The sequence below is a fragment of the Xenorhabdus bovienii genome, from assembly GCF_024721015.1.
Lineage (GTDB): Bacteria > Pseudomonadota > Gammaproteobacteria > Enterobacterales > Enterobacteriaceae > Xenorhabdus > Xenorhabdus bovienii.
Genome location: NZ_JANAIF010000007.1, coordinates 71,078 through 89,019, shown reverse-complemented (window position 1 = coordinate 89,019; position 17,942 = coordinate 71,078). Strand labels below are relative to the sequence as shown.

Genomic DNA, 17,942 nt, shown 5'->3' with positions numbered 1-17,942 from the left:
TTTCAGGCGTCCTGCCCAAAATTGACTAAACGGCGCCCTTTTTACAGGACGCCGTTCTTTACGTCAAATTTATTCTACTGATGATTCCGGTGATTGTAGTGCTTCATCGGTAGTGGTATTGGTCACAGCTTCTTTCATGCTCAGACGAATACGGCCCTGACGGTCGATCTCCAGTACCTTGACAGGCACTTCCTGAGCGAGTTGCAGATAGTCTGTCACTTTCTCAACACGCTTGTCTGCGATCTGAGAAATATGTACCAGACCTTCTTTGCCACCACCAATAGCAACGAACGCACCGAAGTCAACAATACGGGTCACTTTACCATTATAAATGCGGCCAACTTCAACTTCAGCAGTAATCTCTTCGATACGTCTGATAGCGTGATGGGCTTTATCACTGTCAGTGGCTGCAATCTTCACAGTACCATCATCTTCGATTTCGATGGTTGTGCCAGTTTCTTCTGTCAGCGCACGGATCACTGAACCGCCTTTACCAATCACATCTTTGATTTTGTCTGGATTGATCTTAATAGTGTGGATGCGTGGCGCAAATTCAGAGATATCATTGCGTGGGCTTTGGATAGCCTGTTCCATCACGCCAAGAATGTGCAGACGAGCACCTTTGGCTTGATTCAGAGCAACCTGCATGATTTCGCTGGTGATACCTTCAATTTTGATATCCATCTGCAATGCGCTGATACCATCACGGCTACCCGCGACTTTAAAGTCCATGTCACCCAGATGATCTTCGTCACCCAGAATATCAGACAGAACAACAAAGTTATCCCCTTCTTTCACCAGACCCATAGCGATACCAGCAACCGCAGCCTTAATGGGTACACCAGCATCCATCAGTGCCAGTGAAGCACCACAGACAGAAGCCATAGAAGAAGAACCGTTAGATTCGGTAATTTCAGAAACTACGCGAATAGTATATGGGAATTCGTTGGCGGTTGGCATTACAGCCAGAACACCACGTTTCGCCAGACGACCGTGACCAATTTCACGACGTTTTGGTGAGCCGACCATACCCGTTTCACCAACAGAGTACGGAGGGAAGTTGTAATGGAACAAGAAGCGATCGGCACGCTCGCCCATCAGTTCATCAATAACTTGGGCATCACGCTCAGTACCCAGTGTCGCTGCAACCAACGCCTGAGTCTCCCCACGGGTGAACAGGGATGAACCGTGAGTACGTGGCAGTACACCAGTACGAACGTCCAGCGCGCGAACCATGTCTTTTTCACGGCCGTCAATGCGAGGCTCACCACGCAGGACACGGCCACGAACGACGTTTTTCTCCAGAACAGACAGCACGTCAAGAACTTCTGATCCTTCCAGTTCAACACCTTTTTCTGCTGCTTCTGTAACGATAATCGCAGAAACTTCTTCTTTGATGGCATTAACCTGAGCGTAACGTTCCTGTTTTTCGGTAATACGGTAAGCATCACCCAGACGGCTTTCTGCCAGTTCAGCAACGCGATCATGCAGTGGCTGGTTGATAGATTCTGGTGCCCAGTCCCACTTATCTTTACCCGTTTCAGCAACTAATGCATTGATGTGATCAATCACAATCTGCTGCTGTTCGTGACCAAAGACAACGGCACCCAGCATCTGCTCTTCAGTCAGCAGCTCCGCTTCAGATTCGACCATCAGTACCGCGCCTGCTGTACCCGCAACCACTAAATCTAAACGGCTGTTTTTCAGTTCATCACTGGTTGGGTTCAACACGTATTGATCGTTGATGTAACCGACGCGTGCAGCACCAATTGGGCCATTGAATGGAATGCCTGACAGTGCCAGTGCAGCGGATGCACCAATCATGGCAACGATATCAGGGTTCACCAGTGGATTAACAGAAACAACTGTCGCGATGATTTGAACTTCGTTCAGAAAACCTTCTGGGAACAGTGGACGCAGAGGACGGTCAATCAAACGGGCAACAAGGGTTTCACCTTCACCTGGACGGCCTTCACGGCGAAAGAAACTTCCTGGAATACGACCAGCAGCGTAGGTACGCTCCTGATAGTTAACGGTCAGTGGGAAGAAATTCTGACCTGCTTTCATTTTTTTCTGGCCAACAACGGTAACAAATACCGCAGTGTCATCCATATTTACCATAACGGCCGCTGTCGCCTGACGAGCCATCATGCCGGTTTCAATGGTCACGGTATGCTGACCATACTGGAATTTACGAACAATCGGATTCAGCAAAATCATATTCCTTGGTTAGTGTTGCCGACTCTAAATATCAGCAACAATAGACATTCTCTTTTTGCTACACCCTCACGACTAATGACAACACTTAATTCCCTTAAGCACTCTCATTAGCCGCGCGAGTCCCTGTAGCGGAAGAGGTTAAAATTTCAGAAACAGAACTTAAGTTTTTAACGTTCCGCTTCCCGCTTCGCTTCCTAGAAGAAAAGGGGCCCTATTAGGCCCCTTTTCACTGAAACTCATCAATTAGCGACGCAGTCCCAGACGCTCGATCAGTGCAGTGTAACGTGCAAGATCTTTACGCTTCAGGTAGTTCAGTAGCTTACGACGCTGTGCAACCATGCGCAGCAGACCACGACGGCTGTGGTGATCTTTTTTGTGCTCTGAAAAGTGGCCTTGCAGGTGGTTGATTTGAGCGGTCAGCAGGGCAACCTGAACTTCGCTAGAACCACTGTCGTTAGTGCCACGGCCAAACTCAGCAACGATTTGCGCTTTTGCTTCAGTACTTAGAGACATAGTATAACTCCAAATATAAATTAAAAATCATGAGTGCCAATCTCTAATTCAGCAACTCATATATAGACGCGCTATTCTACGCTGCAAATAGGTGAAGCGCAAGACAGCCCAGTGATCACCATTTCCATGCTCCAGTACAATTTGTCTGTTTCTTATCTATGCCAAATTGCCTGTTTTAAACCACACACAATTTATGCGATTGGTTTTTATAGTTGTTCTGTTTCTACCACCAGACGACGCGGAGCTACCAGACCATCATCATCAATTACTGCGATGCCGATGAATTTGTTTTCATCCCCTTCAGTGACTCGCACCCATTCACCGGACGTTAAACTGTGTTTACTGCGAACTGGCTGCCCCTGCTTAAAATAAGCAGCAACAACTGATGCCAACTGAATGACTGGAAAATGTGCAACCGCTGTATCCATTGGCAATAACAATGAGTCGAGCAATTCTCCCGCATCAATCTCTTGCTCTTCAGATTGTTTTTTTAATTCATGCAACTGTTCCAGTGTCACCATTCTATGAGTGGGATAATTGGCAACCTGCAAACGGCGCAGATAAATCACATGCGCACCACAGCCCAATAGCTCGCCTAAATCATCAATGATGGTACGGATATACGTTCCCTTGGAACAGTGTATTTCCAGCTCTAGCTCATCACCTTCCCAGCGAATGAACTGCAATTCGTAAACAGTAATCGGACGCGCTTCCCGCTTAATTTCAATTCCCTGACGGGCATATTCATACAGCGGTTTTCCATGATGTTTCAGCGCAGAATACATGGAAGGAACCTGCATGGTATCACCACGGAATGTATCCAATGCGGCTGCAAGCTGGGGCTGGGTGATCTGCACTTCACGTTCACAAATGATTTTTCCATGTGAATCCGAAGTGTCTGTGCGCTGTCCCAAACGGGCAATTACCCGATAGCGTTTGTCAGAATCCAGCAGGAACTGGGAAAATTTGGTCGCTTCACCAAGGCAAATTGGCAGCATTCCGGTAGCCAGTGGATCTAGTGCCCCCGTATGGCCCGCTTTGCTGGCATTGAAGATCCGCCTTACTTTCTGTAACGCATCATTAGAGGAAATATCCTGCGGCTTATCCAGCAGCAATACGCCGTGTATCGCACGGCCCCTACGACGACGCCCCATCACTTTTCCTCGTTGTGATCCGCAGAAACACGACGCTGCTCATCGTTTTTCACGACTTTAGTAACAAGGTTCGACATGCGCATTCCGTCTACCAGAGAGCTGTCGTAAGAGAACGTGAGTTCGGGGATAACACGCAGACGCATAGCTTTGCCCAGCAAGGAACGAATAAAACCAGAAGCTTCATTCAAGGCCTTAATGCCCCCGTTGACCATCTCCGAATCTTGTCCTTCGACCAGCACATTCAGAAAAGTTACAAATACTTTGGCATAAGCCAGATCACGAGAAACCTCAACACCAGAGACTGTTGCCATACCGATACGGGGATCTTTAACTTCGCGCTGTAAAATGATGGCAATTTCTTTTTGCATTTCCTGTGCAACGCGCTGAGTTCGACTGAATTCTCTTGCCATTGTTTTATCTCCTGACATTTTGGGGGGCATAAAGCCCCCCAAGAATGGAATGAATCTATGATGGTATTAAACGATGGAGCGTTTGATTTCAATAATTTCAAAGACTTCAATCATGTCACCAACACGGACGTCATTGTAGTTCTTCACACCGATACCACATTCCATACCATTACGGACTTCGTTAACGTCATCCTTAAAGCGACGCAGGGATTCCAGCTCACCTTCGTAGATAACCACGTTGTCACGCAGGACGCGGATAGGATTATTACGCTTGATGGAGCCTTCTGTCACCATACAGCCAGCAATAGCACCAAACTTCGGTGATTTAAAGACATCACGGACTTCTGCAAGACCCATGATCTGCTGTTTGTATTCTGGCGCCAGCATACCACTCATTGCCTGTTTGATTTCATCAATCAGACTATAGATAACGGAGTAGTAACGCAGATCAACACTTTCGCTTTCAATAATACGACGTGCAGAAGCATCCGCACGGACGTTGAAGCCCAGAATGATTGCGTTAGACGCTGCGGCAAGAGTCGCATCAGTTTCAGTGATTCCGCCGACACCAGAACCGATGATTTTCACTTTCACTTCATCAGTAGACAGTTTCAGCAGTGAGTCGCAGATCGCTTCACATGTACCCTGAACGTCGGTTTTCAGAACGATGTTCAGTTCAGATACCTTACCTTCTTCCATGTTAGCAAACATGTTTTCCAGTTTAGATTTCTGCTGGCGAGCCAGTTTCACTTCGCGGAATTTACCCTGACGGTACAAGGCCACTTCACGAGCTTTCTTCTCGTCACGTACCACAGTCGCTTCATCACCCGCTGACGGTACGCTGGAAAGACCTAGAATTTCGACTGGAATGGATGGGCCAGCAGACATGACTTCAAAGCCAAGTTCGTCACGCATCGCACGGATACGGCCATATTCAAAGCCACACAGGACGATGTCGCCCTTATTCAGAGTACCTGATTGAACCAGAATGGTTGCAACTGGGCCACGGCCTTTATCCAAGAAGGATTCAATGACCACACCATTAGCCATACCAGTACGCACAGCGTTCAGTTCAAGCAGTTCAGCCTGTAGCAGAATAGATTCCAGCAATTCATCAATACCGATACCTGCTTTAGCAGAAACGTTCATGAACTGGTTTTCACCACCCCATTCCTCAGGAATGATACCGTATTGTGTCAGTTCATTCTTGACGCGATCTGGATCTGCGTCTGGCTTATCGATTTTGTTCACAGCAACAACAACAGGTACGTTAGCTGCCTTGGCGTGCTGGATGGCTTCCACGGTCTGAGGCATCACGCCATCATCCGCTGCGACAACCAGAACTACGATATCCGTCGCCTTGGCACCACGAGCACGCATAGAAGTAAACGCAGCATGTCCTGGGGTATCAAGGAAGGTGATCATACCTTTTTCAGTTTGTACATGGTACGCACCGATATGCTGGGTAATGCCACCTGCTTCGCCAGAAGCTACTTTAGTAGAACGAATGTAGTCCAGCAGTGAGGTTTTACCGTGGTCAACGTGACCCATGATGGTAACAACAGGCGCACGTGATTCAGCTAGCGTTTCACCTGTGTCACGATCGCTCATCAGCGCTTCTTCCAGTTCGTTTTCACGACGCAGGATAACTTTGTGCCCCATTTCTTCAGCAACTAGCTGTGCGGTTTCCTGATCAACAACTTGATTAATGGTCGCCATTGCGCCCATCTTCATCATGGTCTTGATAACTTGGGAACCTTTGACCGCCATCTTGTTGGCTAGTTCAGCTACGGTAATGGTTTCACCAATCACAACATCACGGTTAACCGCGGCAACTGGCTTGGTGAAGCTCTGCTGTAAGGTACTCGGTTTACGCTGTTTGCCTTTGGTACGGCCGACTGCACGTGCTTCTTCGCGATCAGCTTTCGATTCAGAATGTTTGTTATTCTTCTTCTGGCGGGTAGCTTTGCCGCCACGGCTACGGGTACGGCGATCGCCTTCAACTTTAGCGTCATTTTCGTCTTCCGCAGCACGGGCGTGTTGGGAAGTGGTTACGTGATAATCATCAGTACTTTCGCTGGGTTCAGCGGTTTCTGACCATTTATCTTTATTTTCTTCTGCCATGCGACGCGCTTCTTCCGCGACACGTTTCGCTTCCGCTTCAACTTTGCGGTGCACCTCTTCTTCAGCTTTGCGTTTTAAATCTGCTGCTTCGGCTTCACGGCGTGCTTTTTCACTTTGCACGGCAGGCTCAGTCTGAACTGATTTTGGTTTGTTTTCGGTATGTTGCTTAGTCACTTTTTCTTTTTCCGCCGCCTCACGCTGAGTCATTTCAACCCCTTCGCGTTTAGCTTTTTCTTCTGCTTCACGTTGAGCGCTCTTTGCTGCTTCACGTTTTGCCTGTTCTTCAGCATCACGTTTAGCTTGCTCTTCCGCGAATTTTTTCGCTTCAGTTTCAAGCCGCGCCTTTTCTTCTACCTCGCGCCGAGCCTGCTCTTCCGCTTCACGCTTCGCCTGTTCTTCCGTTTGAGATTGTTCAATCGCATCACGGTTCACATATGTGCGTTTTTTGCGGACTTCAATCGCTACCGATTTACTTTTGCCACCGGTGCCAGGAACGTTTAGTGTACTGCGAGTCTTACGCTGTAGTGTCAATTTACCTGGCTGGCCGCCAGAACCACCTTGTTCGCGGTTCAAGTGTGCCAGCAAAGATTCTTTTTCTCTCTGGGAAACAGAGTCAGTTGCGGTTTTCTGAATGCCAGCATCAGCGAATTGCTGGATCAGGCGTTCAACCGATGTCTGGATCTCTTCTGCCAGTAATTTTACGGTTACCTCTGTCATTCTGTTCCTTCCTGCTACAGTTTATTTATGCATCATCGCCAAACCAACAGATATTACGGGCTGCCATAATGAGTTCTCCTGCTTTCTCATCACTCAGTCCTTCGATATCAGATAAGTCGTCGATACCCTGCTCGGCAAGATCTTCCAGAGTACAGATGCCATGGGCAGCCAGGTTAAACGCCAAAGTACGATCCATGCCAGATAAATTCAATAAATCTTCGGCAGGTTGCTGATCACCAAGGCTCTCTTTCTGAGCCAGTTCCAGCGTCGTCAAGGCCGCTTTTGCACGTTCACGAAGAACTTCAACGGTTTCCTCATCAAGGCCTTCTATTGCCAGAAGTTCATTGATTGGCACATAAGCCAGTTCTTCTAGCGTAGAGAAGCCTTCCTCGACCAATACGGTGGCGAAATCTACATCAATGTCGAGATGCTTGGTAAATGTATCAATAGAAGCATGTGCTTCTGCCTGATGTTTTGCTTGCAACTCTTCCGCAGTCATGACGTTCAGTTCCCACTTGTCATCACCACGATGTTTTTTCAGCAGTTGTGCCGCCAGGCGGACGTTTTGACCATTACGGCCAATCGCCTGAGCAAGATTGCTGTTTTCCACGGCAACATCCATCGTGCAGTTATCTTCATCAACTACGATAGATGCAACATCCGCCGGAGCCATTGCATTAATGACAAACTGTGCAGGATTATCATCCCACAGCACAATGTCAATTCTTTCACCGCCCAGTTCGCTGGAAACGGCCTGTACCCTCGCACCACGCATACCTACGCAGGCACCAACTGGATCGATACGTTTGTCGTTGGTTTTTACTGCGATTTTCGCGCGAGAACCTGGATCACGGGCGGCTGCTTTAATCTCAATGATCTCTTCGCCAATCTCAGGCACCTCAATGCGGAACAGCTCAACCAACATCTCAGGACGAGAGCGGGTGATGAAAAGCTGTGCACCACGAGCTTCTGGACGAACATCATACAGGACACCACGCACACGGTCACCTGGACGGAAGTTTTCCCGTGGCAACATATCTTCACGTAAAATGACCGCTTCAGCGTTATTACCCAAATCAAGGGTAATATTCTCACGGTTCACTTTCTTGACCTGAGCAGTCACGATCTCACCCTGCTGCTCACGGAACTGATCAACCACCATCGCACGTTCAGCTTCACGTACTTTTTGTACGATAACCTGTTTTGCGGTCTGGGTCGTGATACGGTCAAAAGTTACTGATTCAATTTGATCTTCAATATAACCACCCAGTTCCATTTCTGGGTCTTCATATTTTGCAGCTTCCAGCGTGATTTCGCGGGTTGGCAGGGTTACTTCATCAACCGCCACCCAACGACGGAAGGTATCGAAATCACCGGATTTACGATCGATGCAAACACGAACGTCGATTTCCTGCTCATACTTTTTCTTGGTGGCTGTCGCCAGTGCAATTTCTAATGCTTCGAAGATTTTTTCGCGGGGGAGAGATTTTTCATTAGAAACCGCTTCCACAACAGCCAGAATTTCTTTATTCATCCTAGTTGCCTCATCCGAACTTTAAAAGTGGGGTACCAGGTTCGCTTTCTGGATGTTGCTCAGTGCGAACACTTCGTCTTTTCCATCCACCGTAACCGTAATCATTTCACCATCGACAACTTTGATAATACCTTGCCATCTACGGCGATTCTGCATTGCCATACGTAAAACCAGACTAACTTCTTCACCCATAAAACGCTGGTAATGTTCAGCCTTAAACAGTGGACGTTCAAGTCCTGGTGAAGATATTTCCAGGTTATAAAGCACTGAGATCGGATCTTCGACATCGAGTACTGCACTGACCTGGTGGCTCACATCAGCACAATTATCAACAGTGATACCCTCCTCACTATCGATATAGACCCGCAGTGTTGATACACGTGCACGGATAAACTCCAGGCCCACTAATTCAAACCCCAAAGCTTCAACTGGTGCTGAAATCATCGCTGTTAATTTTTGCTCTAATGTGGACAAGCCCACCCCCAAGACATAAAAAAAGGGCTATATTAGCCCAGTAGTTCTGCTGTCAAATAACAAAAAACCCCGATACTCGGGGCTTTATGCAACTGGACCCTGTTTACTGCCAGTGGTCTCAACCAACTTCTTTTATACCTATCAAAACAACCTTTCAAATCAGGATCGATATCTCTATGGCTGCTGAATTATGACTCTTGAAAAGGTACATGTTGTTAAGAAGTGGTTGCGGGAGCCGGATTTGAACCGACGACCTTCGGGTTATGAGCCCGACGAGCTACCATGCTGCTCCATCCCGCGTTCGAAAACGTGGCAAATCTTACGCTGATAATACTAAAAACGCAAGTTTCTAGATTATGGTGCCGAGGACGGGACTTGAACCCGTACGCCCGTTGTTTAGGCACTACCACCTCAAGGTAGCGTGTATACCAATTTCACCACCTCGGCACTGATTATAAAACTGTTATTTCAACCTGTCGCTTCTTACTACTTAAACTAACAACCTGGTTAAACTAACAACTCCATTTTAATTCTTTTACTGAAAATTACTGTGGGATATCACTATTTGGTTTTACTGGCGACGCTGGTACTTCTGCTTGTTTTTCAACTTTTACAGGCTCAGCAAGATTTTCCCACTTACTGTCTGAACCAGTTCGGTTACTGGTCATGTTACCCAGAATCAAACTGATAACAAAAAACAATGTAGCGAAAACAGCCGTCATACGGGTCATAAAATTACTAGAGCCCGATGAACCAAACAGTGTTGCAGACGCACCCGCACCGAAAGAAGCACCCATATCAGCACCTTTACCCTGCTGTAGCAGAACCAGAGCAATCACTCCAAGACCAGCCAGCAAGAATACACCTAAAAGAGCTTCATACATATGTCGTACCCGTTTTCTCGTGGGGATTTACCACAATTCTGTAGCAACGTTATACTGCATCACCCGCTCATAATTAGAAAAATTAACTTATTGAGCGGGTGTGAATACTAACCAAAGCGTTTCAGACAAGCAAGGTTAATTTCAAATACTGGCGTTGATCGAAGAAAAAATCAACAAATCATCCTATTTTTTTCACGGCATCAGCAATACGGTGTGCCAATGCAGTGACCAATTCTTCATCTTCACCTTCCACCATCACACGGATAAGTGGCTCTGTACCCGATTTACGTAGCAGTACTCGACCACGGCCGTTCAATTCAGCCTCAACCGATTTAACGGCTTCTAGCACAGGCTCTGATTGCAGAGGATCGTTGTCACCCGTAAAACGGACATTTACCAGAATTTGTGGCAGAAGTTTCATGCCGCTGCACAAATCATGCAGGCTCATATTATTCCGTACCATTGCGCTCAGTACCTGCAATCCTGCCACAATGCCATCGCCAGTCGTGGTTTTGTCCAGCAAAATCACATGGCCGGAATTTTCCGCTCCCAGACGCCAACCTTTTTCTTGCAATTTTTCCAGTACGTAGCGATCGCCCACTTTTGCTCGCTCAAATGGGATACCAAGCTGTTTAAGCGCTAATTCCAGCCCCATATTGCTCATCAGAGTACCAACCGCACCACCGCGCAGTTGCCCCTGTCTCAATGCCTCACGCGCGATGATATAGAGGATCTGGTCTCCATCCACTTTCTGTCCCAGATGATCAACCATGATAATGCGATCACCATCACCATCAAATGCCAGACCAACATCAGCCTGCTCTTCCTGTACCCGCTTCTGTAACAGGCGAACATCTGTTGCACCACACTCTTCATTAATGTTGATGCCATTCGGCTCACAGCCAATGGTCACAACATTCGCACCCAGTTCTCTGAGAACGTTCGGGGCAATATGGTAGGTTGCCCCATTGGCACAATCCAATACAACTTTCAATCCATTCAGGCTTTGTTCACTCGGGAATGTGCCTTTACAGAATTCAATGTAACGACCAGCCGCATCAACAATCCGATTGGCACGCCCCAACTCAGCAGACTCTACGCAGGTCAGTGGTTTTTCCATTTCAGCCTCAATGGCTTCTTCAACATTATCAGGCAGTTTGGTTCCATCGATAGAGAAGAATTTAATACCGTTGTCATAGTAAGGATTGTGAGAGGCTGAAATGACAATTCCCGCTTCTGCGCGGAAAGTACGTGTCAAATAGGCCACAGCCGGTGTTGGCATGGGGCCAGTAAAAGATGCCGATAGACCCGCTGCTGCCAACCCTGCTTCTAGAGCAGACTCCAGCATATAGCCGGAAATACGCGTATCTTTACCAATGATAATTTTGCGAGAACCATGACGCGCCAGTACTTTTCCCGCAGCCCAACCGAGTTTCAAAACAAAATCAGGGGTAATTGGGCTATCACCCACTTTGCCACGAATACCATCAGTACCAAAATATTTACGGCTACTCATAAATTTTTTCTTCCTTTGCTGAACGTGTTCTTTGCTCACAGCGTGTTCTTGGCAGCCAGTGTGTTTTTCGCTGACAGTGTTGCCTGAACAATTTGCATTGTCTGTACAGTTTCTTTTACATCATGCACACGGATAATCTGGGCACCTTGCATCGCTGCAATCACAGCGCAGGCGATGCTTCCTGTCACACGCTCCTGCGGTGGTACATGAAGCAATTGGCCAATCATCGATTTGCGTGACATTCCAGCCAGAATAGGCAAGCCAAGATGATGGAATTCTTCCAAATGAGCCAATAGCTGATAATTATGCGATAAGTTCTTCCCGAAGCCGAAGCCTGGATCAATGATCAGTTTGTTTTTTGCGATGCCTGCCGCACCACAGCGATCAATCTGCCTCGTCAAAAATGTTTTGGCTTCCCAAACGACATCTTCGTAGTATGGCTCTGCCTGCATCGTGCAGGGCTGTCCCTGCATATGCATCAGGCAAACAGGCAATCCCGTCTTTACCGCTGCGTCAAGTGCACCAAACTCCTGCAACGAACGAATGTCATTGATCATATGAGCACCGACTTTAGCAGATTCCTGCATCACTATGGCTTTTGAGGTATCGATGGAGATCCATACATCAAAGCGCTGCGCCAATGCTTCAACCACGGCGACAACGCGATCCAGTTCTTCCTGCTCACTCACATCCACGGCACCAGGGCGTGTCGATTCTCCACCCACATCAATAATGGCTGCACCTTCCTCGATCATGGTGGCTGCGTACCGCAGCGCGGCATCAAAGGTATTGTGATTGCCTCCATCTGAAAAAGAATCAGGAGTAACGTTCAGAATCCCCATCACTTGTGGACGGGAAAGATCGAGGACACTGCCTCTGGCTGTCAGTTTCATCGCTAGGGGGCCTTAATGTCAAAACCCCAGGAAGACCTGGGGTTTAATAAGTACAGTCTGTCAAATCCAAGGGCAACAGCCTGTAATTGCCCTTGATTTGATAAAGGTTGTTAACTGCGTTATGCGGTTGGATTACCATCCGCAGGTTTCACAGTCTGCTGCGGGGATGACGTATTATGACGGTTATTACCGCCATTATTGTTGTCACCTTCCCAACCTGCTGGTGGACGTACTGTTGTTCGATTCATCAAGTCATCAATCTGAGGTGCATCAATGGTTTCATACTTCATCAACGCATCTTTCATCGAATGCAGGATATCCAGATTATCCATCAGAATTTTACGGGCGCGTTGATAGTTACGATCGACGATAGCTTTCACTTCATGATCAATTAAACGCGCAGTATCTTCCGACATATGTTTCGCTTTAGCAACCGAACGGCCAAGGAAGATTTCGCCTTCTTCTTCCGCATACAGCAGTGGGCCCAGTTTTTCCGAGAAGCCCCACTGTGTCACCATGTTACGGGCAATGGATGTCGCCACCTTAATATCGTTGGATGCGCCAGTAGAAACACTGTCTACACCGTAGATAATTTCTTCTGCCAAACGGCCACCGTATAATGTTGAAAGCTGGCTTTCCAGTTTCTGGCGGCTCGCGCTGATCTGATCACCTTCTGGCAGGAAGAAAGTCACACCCAACGCACGACCGCGAGGAATAATCGTGACTTTATGAACAGGATCATGTTCTGGTACTAGACGGCCAATGATGGCGTGTCCTGCTTCATGATAAGCCGTGGATTCTTTCTGCTCTTCCGTCATGACCATGGAACGGCGTTCTGCACCCATCATGATCTTATCTTTTGCTTTTTCAAACTCCACCATGGAAACAACACGCTTATTGCCACGAGCGGCAAACAAGGCAGCTTCGTTCGCAAGGTTCGCAAGATCCGCACCAGAGAAACCTGGTGTACCACGAGCAATGATGGAAGCGTCAACGTCGGTATCCAGCGGGATACGACGCATATGCACTTTCAGAATCTGCTCACGACCGCGAACATCTGGCAGGCCAACAACGACTTGGCGGTCGAAGCGACCCGGACGCAGCAATGCAGGGTCCAGCACATCAGGACGGTTAGTTGCGGCAATAACGATGATGCCTTCGTTACCTTCGAAACCATCCATTTCAACCAGCATCTGGTTCAGTGTCTGTTCACGCTCATCGTGTCCACCACCCAGACCAGCACCACGTTGACGACCTACAGCATCAATTTCGTCGATGAAGATGATACAAGGCGCGGATTTTTTCGCCTGTTCAAACATATCACGAACACGGGAAGCTCCCACACCAACGAACATTTCAACGAAGTCAGAACCGGAAATGGTAAAGAAAGGCACTTTAGCCTCACCTGCGATGGCTTTTGCCAGCAACGTTTTACCTGTACCAGGAGGACCAACCATTAAGATACCTTTCGGGATCTTACCACCCAGTTTCTGGAAACGGCCAGGTTCACGCAGATATTCCACCAGTTCTCCCACTTCTTCTTTTGCTTCATCGCAGCCAGCAACATCCGCAAACGTGGTTTTAATCTGATCTTCTGTCAACATGCGAGCTTTGCTCTTACCAAAAGACATCGCCCCTTTACCGCCACCACCTTGCATTTGGCGCATAAAGAATATCCAGACGCCAATCAGCAATAGCATTGGGAACCAGGAAATAAAGAGAGTCGCAAGCAGACCCTGTTGTTCTGGTGGTTCACCAACAACTTTCACCTGCTTATTCAGTAGAGTATCCAGCAGCTTCTCATCCTGAATTGGCATGTAAGTGCTGTATTTTTTACCGTCGTCTTTCTTACTGTAATCAATATCACGACCCGATATACGTACTTCTCGCACTTGATTCTGAGATAACTCACTGATGAAATTAGAGTAATCTACCCTGCGACCGCTAGAATCGCCAGGACCAAAACTCTGGAACAATACCATCAAGACAACTGCGATGACTAACCAGAGAATCAGGTTTTTCGCCATGTCACTCAAGGGATTAACCTCATATTACAACTGTGTTAACAAATAGTAGTCAGGGTACTACAGTTTCCGCCCTGTCGCTACAATGTATACTTCACGCGATCGTGCCCGCGAAGCTTCTGGTTTACGAACTTTAACCTTCGTAAAAAGGGAGCGTATTTCCCTCAGGTATTCATCAAAGCCTTCTCCCTGAAACACTTTAACGATAAAACTACCGCCAGGGGCCAGCACATCACGACACATACCTAACGCTAACTCAATCAGATACATGGATCGAGGAATATCGACCGCGGGGGTTCCACTCATATTGGGAGCCATATCCGACATGACGACCTGGACTTTATTATCACCCACTCTCTCAAGCAATGCTTTCAATACAAGTTCATCACGAAAATCGCCTTGAAGGAAATCGACTCCAACAATCGGATCCATTGGTAAAAGGTCGCAGGCAATCACCCGCCCACGATCACCAATCTGACTGACTACGTATTGAGACCACCCTCCCGGAGCAGCGCCTAGATCAACAACGGTCATACCCGGTTTAAAGATTTTGTCGCTTTGCTGTATCCCATCAAGTTTAAACCAAGCACGAGAGCGAAGCCCTTTTTTCTGCGCCTGAAGAACATATTTATCACTAAAATGTTCCTGTAACCAGCGACTGGAGCTTGCTGAGCGTTTTTTATTGGCCATTGTTCTTTCCAACTATACGAATAGAGAGCTATATTTTTGCACTCTCCTATCAAATCACGCCATACTTTTATGGTGATAGATACGAGATGGCGGTAGAATAGGCCGTTTTCAATCCCAACATAAGCAAAAAAACGATGACTCTTAACAAGAAACAAGTGCAATACCTGAAAAGTCTCGCTCATTCATTAAAACCTGTCGTTATGATTGGTAACAACGGGCTGACTGAAGGCGTGTTGGCTGAAATCGAGCAAACTCTTTCGCATCACGAGCTTATCAAAGTCAAAGTTGCAGGCGAAGACCGTGAAATCAAAACTTTGATCGCTGAAGCGATTGTTCGTGAAACTGGTGCATATAATGTGCAAATCATTGGGAAAATGCTAGTTCTCTACCGTCCATCGAAAGAACGCAGGATTAGTTTACCGAAATAATCACAGCATATTTATACAAAAGTGCCATATCTACCATGATAAAAAAGGCCATCTCAGGCCTTTTTTATTTCCATATCAGCATAATGGCCGCTTGCCACGATTTCTCTGTAACAGTTTCTCACCCTCACAGGCAAGATTAAACTGTTTCCCAACATCAGAGATACTCGACATTCAGAACTTCATATTCCACTTTGCCGCCTGGCGTACTGATCACAACAGCATCATCCACTTCTTTACCAATCAGCCCACGAGCAATGGGTGAATTCACCGAAATCAGGTTCTCTTTGATATTCGCTTCATCGTCACCCACGATACGGTAAGTCTGCTCTTCATCAGAACCCACATTCAATACCGTTACCGTTGCCCCAAAGATCACACGACCATTATTAGTCATCTTCGTGATATCAATCACCTGCGCATTGGAAAGTTTAGCTTCGATTTCCTGAATACGGCCTTCGCAGAACCCTTGCTGCTCACGAGCAGCATGATATTCCGCATTTTCTTTCAAATCACCATGCGCACGCGCATCAGCGATTGCGGTAATAATTTTAGGGCGACGTACATTTTTCAGATTTTCTAATTCTTCGCGCAATTTATCCGCGCCACGTACCGTCATCGGAATTTGTTTCATTTATCAAACCTCTAAATCAATCCTAAACCCAAACAACATCTTCCTGATTTTTGCAATAACAGCACAATGAGCACACCTTATCAGGCGGGTCTCCAGACAATAAAAGGAGAGCAAACTACAGTATACCCTGAAGTTCACATACCTATTTTGCCTGCTAATCTATTATTCTAACGTAGAGTTGATGATGGATCATCGTTTACTTTTACCTGAATTGCACCTTAGTATTATTGATGTAAATATTATTAGAATACTTCCACCTTCATATGCGAGATCTATGGCTCTTTTAAAAATTACCAGCAAAATAGCTTGTATGCTCAGTTTTAGCCTGGGCATTTTCAGCGCAAATGCGTCCTCAATAGAAGAAGATGCTCAATATTTGCCTGCGGGAACTGACTTCTCATTTATTGCCCAGAAAATCGGCTCAAAAACGTCCTTATTTGATTATAATGGGCAGCAGTTGGCATTACCTGCCAGTACTCAGAAAATTGTGACGGCATTGGCAGCCTTGTTACAGCTTGGCAAGGATTACCGTTTTATCACCACACTGGAAAGTAATGCTGATATTTCAGATGGGATATTGAGAGGCAACCTAACTGCTCGCTTTGTTGGTGATCCAACCCTGACACGTTCGCAACTGCGCAATATGGTAGAAACGTTGAAACAATCCGGCATAAAACAGATTGATGGCGATCTCATCATAGACAGTTCAATTTTCTCAAGCCATGATAAAGCTCCGGGTTGGGTATGGAATGACATGACCCAATGCTTCAGTGCACCTCCAGCCGCCGCAATTGTCGATAAAAACTGCTTTTCTGTTTCGCTGTATAGTTCAGAACAACCCGGTGAACTGGCGTTTGTCCGCGTTCCTTCTTTTTATCCTGTCAGTATATTCAGTGAAGTAAAAACGCTGTCTAAAGGCTCTCCAGAAGCAAAATACTGTGAGCTGGATGTTACCTCAGGTGAATTAAACCGATTTACTCTGACAGGCTGTCTGACACAGCGCAGTGAACCACTGCCACTGGCATTCGCCATCCAGAATGGAGCAAGTTATGTGGGTGCTATTTTGAAAAATGAACTGCACATCGCTGACATTGAGCTAAAAGGCCATCTACGGCGCCAATCGAATCCTGAGCAACCAGAGAAGATTCTCGCTTTGAATGAATCTGTTCCATTACATGATCTGCTCAAAATCATGCTGAAAAAGTCAGATAACATGATTGCCGATACCATCTTTCGCACCCTCGGCCATCGCTATTTTAACGTACCCGGAACATGGCGGACTGGTTCTGATGCCATTCGTCAGATACTGAAACAAAAAGCAGGCATTGATCTAGGCAGTACCGTCATGGTTGATGGTTCCGGCCTTTCACGTCACAATTTAATCACACCAGCAACCATGATGGAAATCTTGCAATTTATCGCGCAGCACAATGATGATCTCGATTTTATATCCATGCTGCCAAAATCAGGTTATGACGGTACCCTGTCCTATCGTCCGGGACTCCATGAAGCAGGTGTAAATGGTCAAGTCTTTGCAAAAACAGGGTCACTGCAAGGGGTTTATAATCTTGCGGGCTTTATTACCGCAGCCAGCGGACAGCAGATCGCCTTTGTCCAGTTTATCTCTTCTTATTCTGTTTTACCTGACGCTCAACGTACCCGCCGTGTTCCTTTGGCTCGTTTCGAAAGCCATTTATATAAATCGTTATACCAAAATCATTGATCGAAAA

Annotated in this window: 15 protein-coding genes and 2 tRNA genes; 2 read left to right on the top strand and 15 right to left on the bottom strand. The window is 46.8% G+C overall.

Annotation, left to right across the window (positions count from 1 at the left end):
* Positions 1 to 69: 69 nt before the first annotated feature.
* The 14 genes from pnp to rlmE all read right to left on the bottom strand — a co-directional run bounded on the left by pnp (position 70) and on the right by rlmE (position 15,153).
* Positions 70 to 2,214: a polyribonucleotide nucleotidyltransferase gene (gene pnp / locus NXS07_RS03850; protein ID WP_038191691.1), complete on the bottom strand. Its 2,145-nt coding sequence runs from the start codon at positions 2,212 to 2,214 to the stop codon at positions 70 to 72.
* Between the two features lie 249 nt (positions 2,215 to 2,463).
* Positions 2,464 to 2,733: a 30S ribosomal protein S15 gene (rpsO, locus tag NXS07_RS03845; RefSeq protein WP_012986980.1), complete on the bottom strand. Its 270-nt coding sequence runs from the start codon at positions 2,731 to 2,733 to the stop codon at positions 2,464 to 2,466.
* 206 nt (positions 2,734 to 2,939) lie between these two features.
* On the bottom strand, positions 2,940 to 3,887 hold the full coding sequence (gene truB / locus NXS07_RS03840) for a tRNA pseudouridine(55) synthase TruB (RefSeq protein WP_038191677.1): 948 nt from the start codon (positions 3,885 to 3,887) through the stop codon (positions 2,940 to 2,942).
* Positions 3,887 to 4,297, bottom strand: coding sequence for a 30S ribosome-binding factor RbfA (gene rbfA, locus NXS07_RS03835; RefSeq protein ID WP_038191675.1), 411 nt, complete (start codon positions 4,295 to 4,297; stop codon positions 3,887 to 3,889). The genes truB and rbfA overlap by 1 nt, the downstream gene beginning before the upstream one ends.
* A gap of 66 nt (positions 4,298 to 4,363) precedes the next feature.
* Positions 4,364 to 7,138, bottom strand: coding sequence for a translation initiation factor IF-2 (gene infB, locus NXS07_RS03830; protein WP_038223010.1), 2,775 nt, complete (start codon positions 7,136 to 7,138; stop codon positions 4,364 to 4,366).
* A gap of 25 nt (positions 7,139 to 7,163) precedes the next feature.
* A complete protein-coding gene (nusA, locus tag NXS07_RS03825) occupies positions 7,164 to 8,672 on the bottom strand; it encodes a transcription termination factor NusA (RefSeq protein ID WP_038191671.1) in 1,509 nt (502 codons plus the stop codon).
* 21 nt (positions 8,673 to 8,693) lie between these two features.
* A complete protein-coding gene (gene rimP / locus NXS07_RS03820) occupies positions 8,694 to 9,146 on the bottom strand; it encodes a ribosome maturation factor RimP (protein ID WP_038184663.1) in 453 nt (150 codons plus the stop codon).
* Between the two features lie 223 nt (positions 9,147 to 9,369).
* A tRNA-Met gene (locus tag NXS07_RS03815) sits at positions 9,370 to 9,446 on the bottom strand.
* Positions 9,447 to 9,503: 57 nt separating this feature from the next.
* Positions 9,504 to 9,593: transfer RNA gene (locus NXS07_RS03810), tRNA-Leu, on the bottom strand.
* 98 nt (positions 9,594 to 9,691) lie between these two features.
* On the bottom strand, positions 9,692 to 10,030 hold the full coding sequence (gene secG, locus NXS07_RS03805) for a preprotein translocase subunit SecG (RefSeq protein WP_038218749.1): 339 nt from the start codon (positions 10,028 to 10,030) through the stop codon (positions 9,692 to 9,694).
* 178 nt (positions 10,031 to 10,208) lie between these two features.
* Positions 10,209 to 11,546 carry a phosphoglucosamine mutase gene (gene glmM, locus NXS07_RS03800; protein WP_038184656.1) on the bottom strand — a complete coding sequence of 446 codons (1,338 nt, stop codon included), beginning with the start codon at positions 11,544 to 11,546 and terminating at the stop codon, positions 10,209 to 10,211.
* Positions 11,547 to 11,581: 35 nt separating this feature from the next.
* Positions 11,582 to 12,439: a dihydropteroate synthase gene (folP, locus tag NXS07_RS03795; protein ID WP_038223015.1), complete on the bottom strand. Its 858-nt coding sequence runs from the start codon at positions 12,437 to 12,439 to the stop codon at positions 11,582 to 11,584.
* Positions 12,440 to 12,558: 119 nt separating this feature from the next.
* The gene (gene ftsH / locus NXS07_RS03790; protein ID WP_038191666.1) at positions 12,559 to 14,475 is read right to left on the bottom strand and encodes an ATP-dependent zinc metalloprotease FtsH; all 1,917 of its coding nucleotides are present in this window, start codon (positions 14,473 to 14,475) and stop codon (positions 12,559 to 12,561) included.
* 48 nt (positions 14,476 to 14,523) lie between these two features.
* Complete coding sequence (rlmE, locus tag NXS07_RS03785) at positions 14,524 to 15,153, bottom strand: 23S rRNA (uridine(2552)-2'-O)-methyltransferase RlmE (protein ID WP_038184648.1); 630 nt, start codon at positions 15,151 to 15,153, stop codon at positions 14,524 to 14,526.
* A 134-nt stretch (positions 15,154 to 15,287) separates the two neighbouring features.
* Here rlmE and yhbY point away from each other — a divergent pair, with 134 nt between their 5' ends.
* Positions 15,288 to 15,581, top strand: coding sequence for a ribosome assembly RNA-binding protein YhbY (gene yhbY / locus NXS07_RS03780; protein WP_012986969.1), 294 nt, complete (start codon positions 15,288 to 15,290; stop codon positions 15,579 to 15,581).
* Between the two features lie 154 nt (positions 15,582 to 15,735).
* On the opposite strand, the gene greA is transcribed toward yhbY, so the two are convergent.
* Complete coding sequence (gene greA / locus NXS07_RS03775; RefSeq protein ID WP_038191663.1) at positions 15,736 to 16,212, bottom strand: transcription elongation factor GreA; 477 nt, start codon at positions 16,210 to 16,212, stop codon at positions 15,736 to 15,738.
* A 274-nt stretch (positions 16,213 to 16,486) separates the two neighbouring features.
* Between greA and dacB the strand changes: the two genes are divergently transcribed.
* Positions 16,487 to 17,935 (top strand): serine-type D-Ala-D-Ala carboxypeptidase, encoded by a 1,449-nt coding sequence (gene dacB / locus NXS07_RS03770; protein ID WP_038223016.1) that lies wholly within the window; start codon positions 16,487 to 16,489, stop codon positions 17,933 to 17,935.
* Positions 17,936 to 17,942 lie beyond the last annotated feature (7 nt).

Coding starts and splice junctions, on each gene's coding strand:
- rpsO (WP_012986980.1), bottom strand. CDS start 2,733: ATGTCTCTAAGTACTGAAGCAAAAGCGCAAATCGTTGCTGAGTTTGGC.
- truB (WP_038191677.1), bottom strand. CDS start 3,887: ATGGGGCGTCGTCGTAGGGGCCGTGCGATACACGGCGTATTGCTGCTG.
- rbfA (WP_038191675.1), bottom strand. CDS start 4,297: ATGGCAAGAGAATTCAGTCGAACTCAGCGCGTTGCACAGGAAATGCAA.
- infB (WP_038223010.1), bottom strand. CDS start 7,138: ATGACAGAGGTAACCGTAAAATTACTGGCAGAAGAGATCCAGACATCG.
- nusA (WP_038191671.1), bottom strand. CDS start 8,672: ATGAATAAAGAAATTCTGGCTGTTGTGGAAGCGGTTTCTAATGAAAAA.
- secG (WP_038218749.1), bottom strand. CDS start 10,030: ATGTATGAAGCTCTTTTAGGTGTATTCTTGCTGGCTGGTCTTGGAGTG.
- glmM (WP_038184656.1), bottom strand. CDS start 11,546: ATGAGTAGCCGTAAATATTTTGGTACTGATGGTATTCGTGGCAAAGTG.
- folP (WP_038223015.1), bottom strand. CDS start 12,439: ATGAAACTGACAGCCAGAGGCAGTGTCCTCGATCTTTCCCGTCCACAA.
- rlmE (WP_038184648.1), bottom strand. CDS start 15,153: ATGGCCAATAAAAAACGCTCAGCAAGCTCCAGTCGCTGGTTACAGGAA.
- yhbY (WP_012986969.1), top strand. CDS start 15,288: ATGACTCTTAACAAGAAACAAGTGCAATACCTGAAAAGTCTCGCTCAT.
- greA (WP_038191663.1), bottom strand. CDS start 16,212: ATGAAACAAATTCCGATGACGGTACGTGGCGCGGATAAATTGCGCGAA.
- dacB (WP_038223016.1), top strand. CDS start 16,487: ATGGCTCTTTTAAAAATTACCAGCAAAATAGCTTGTATGCTCAGTTTT.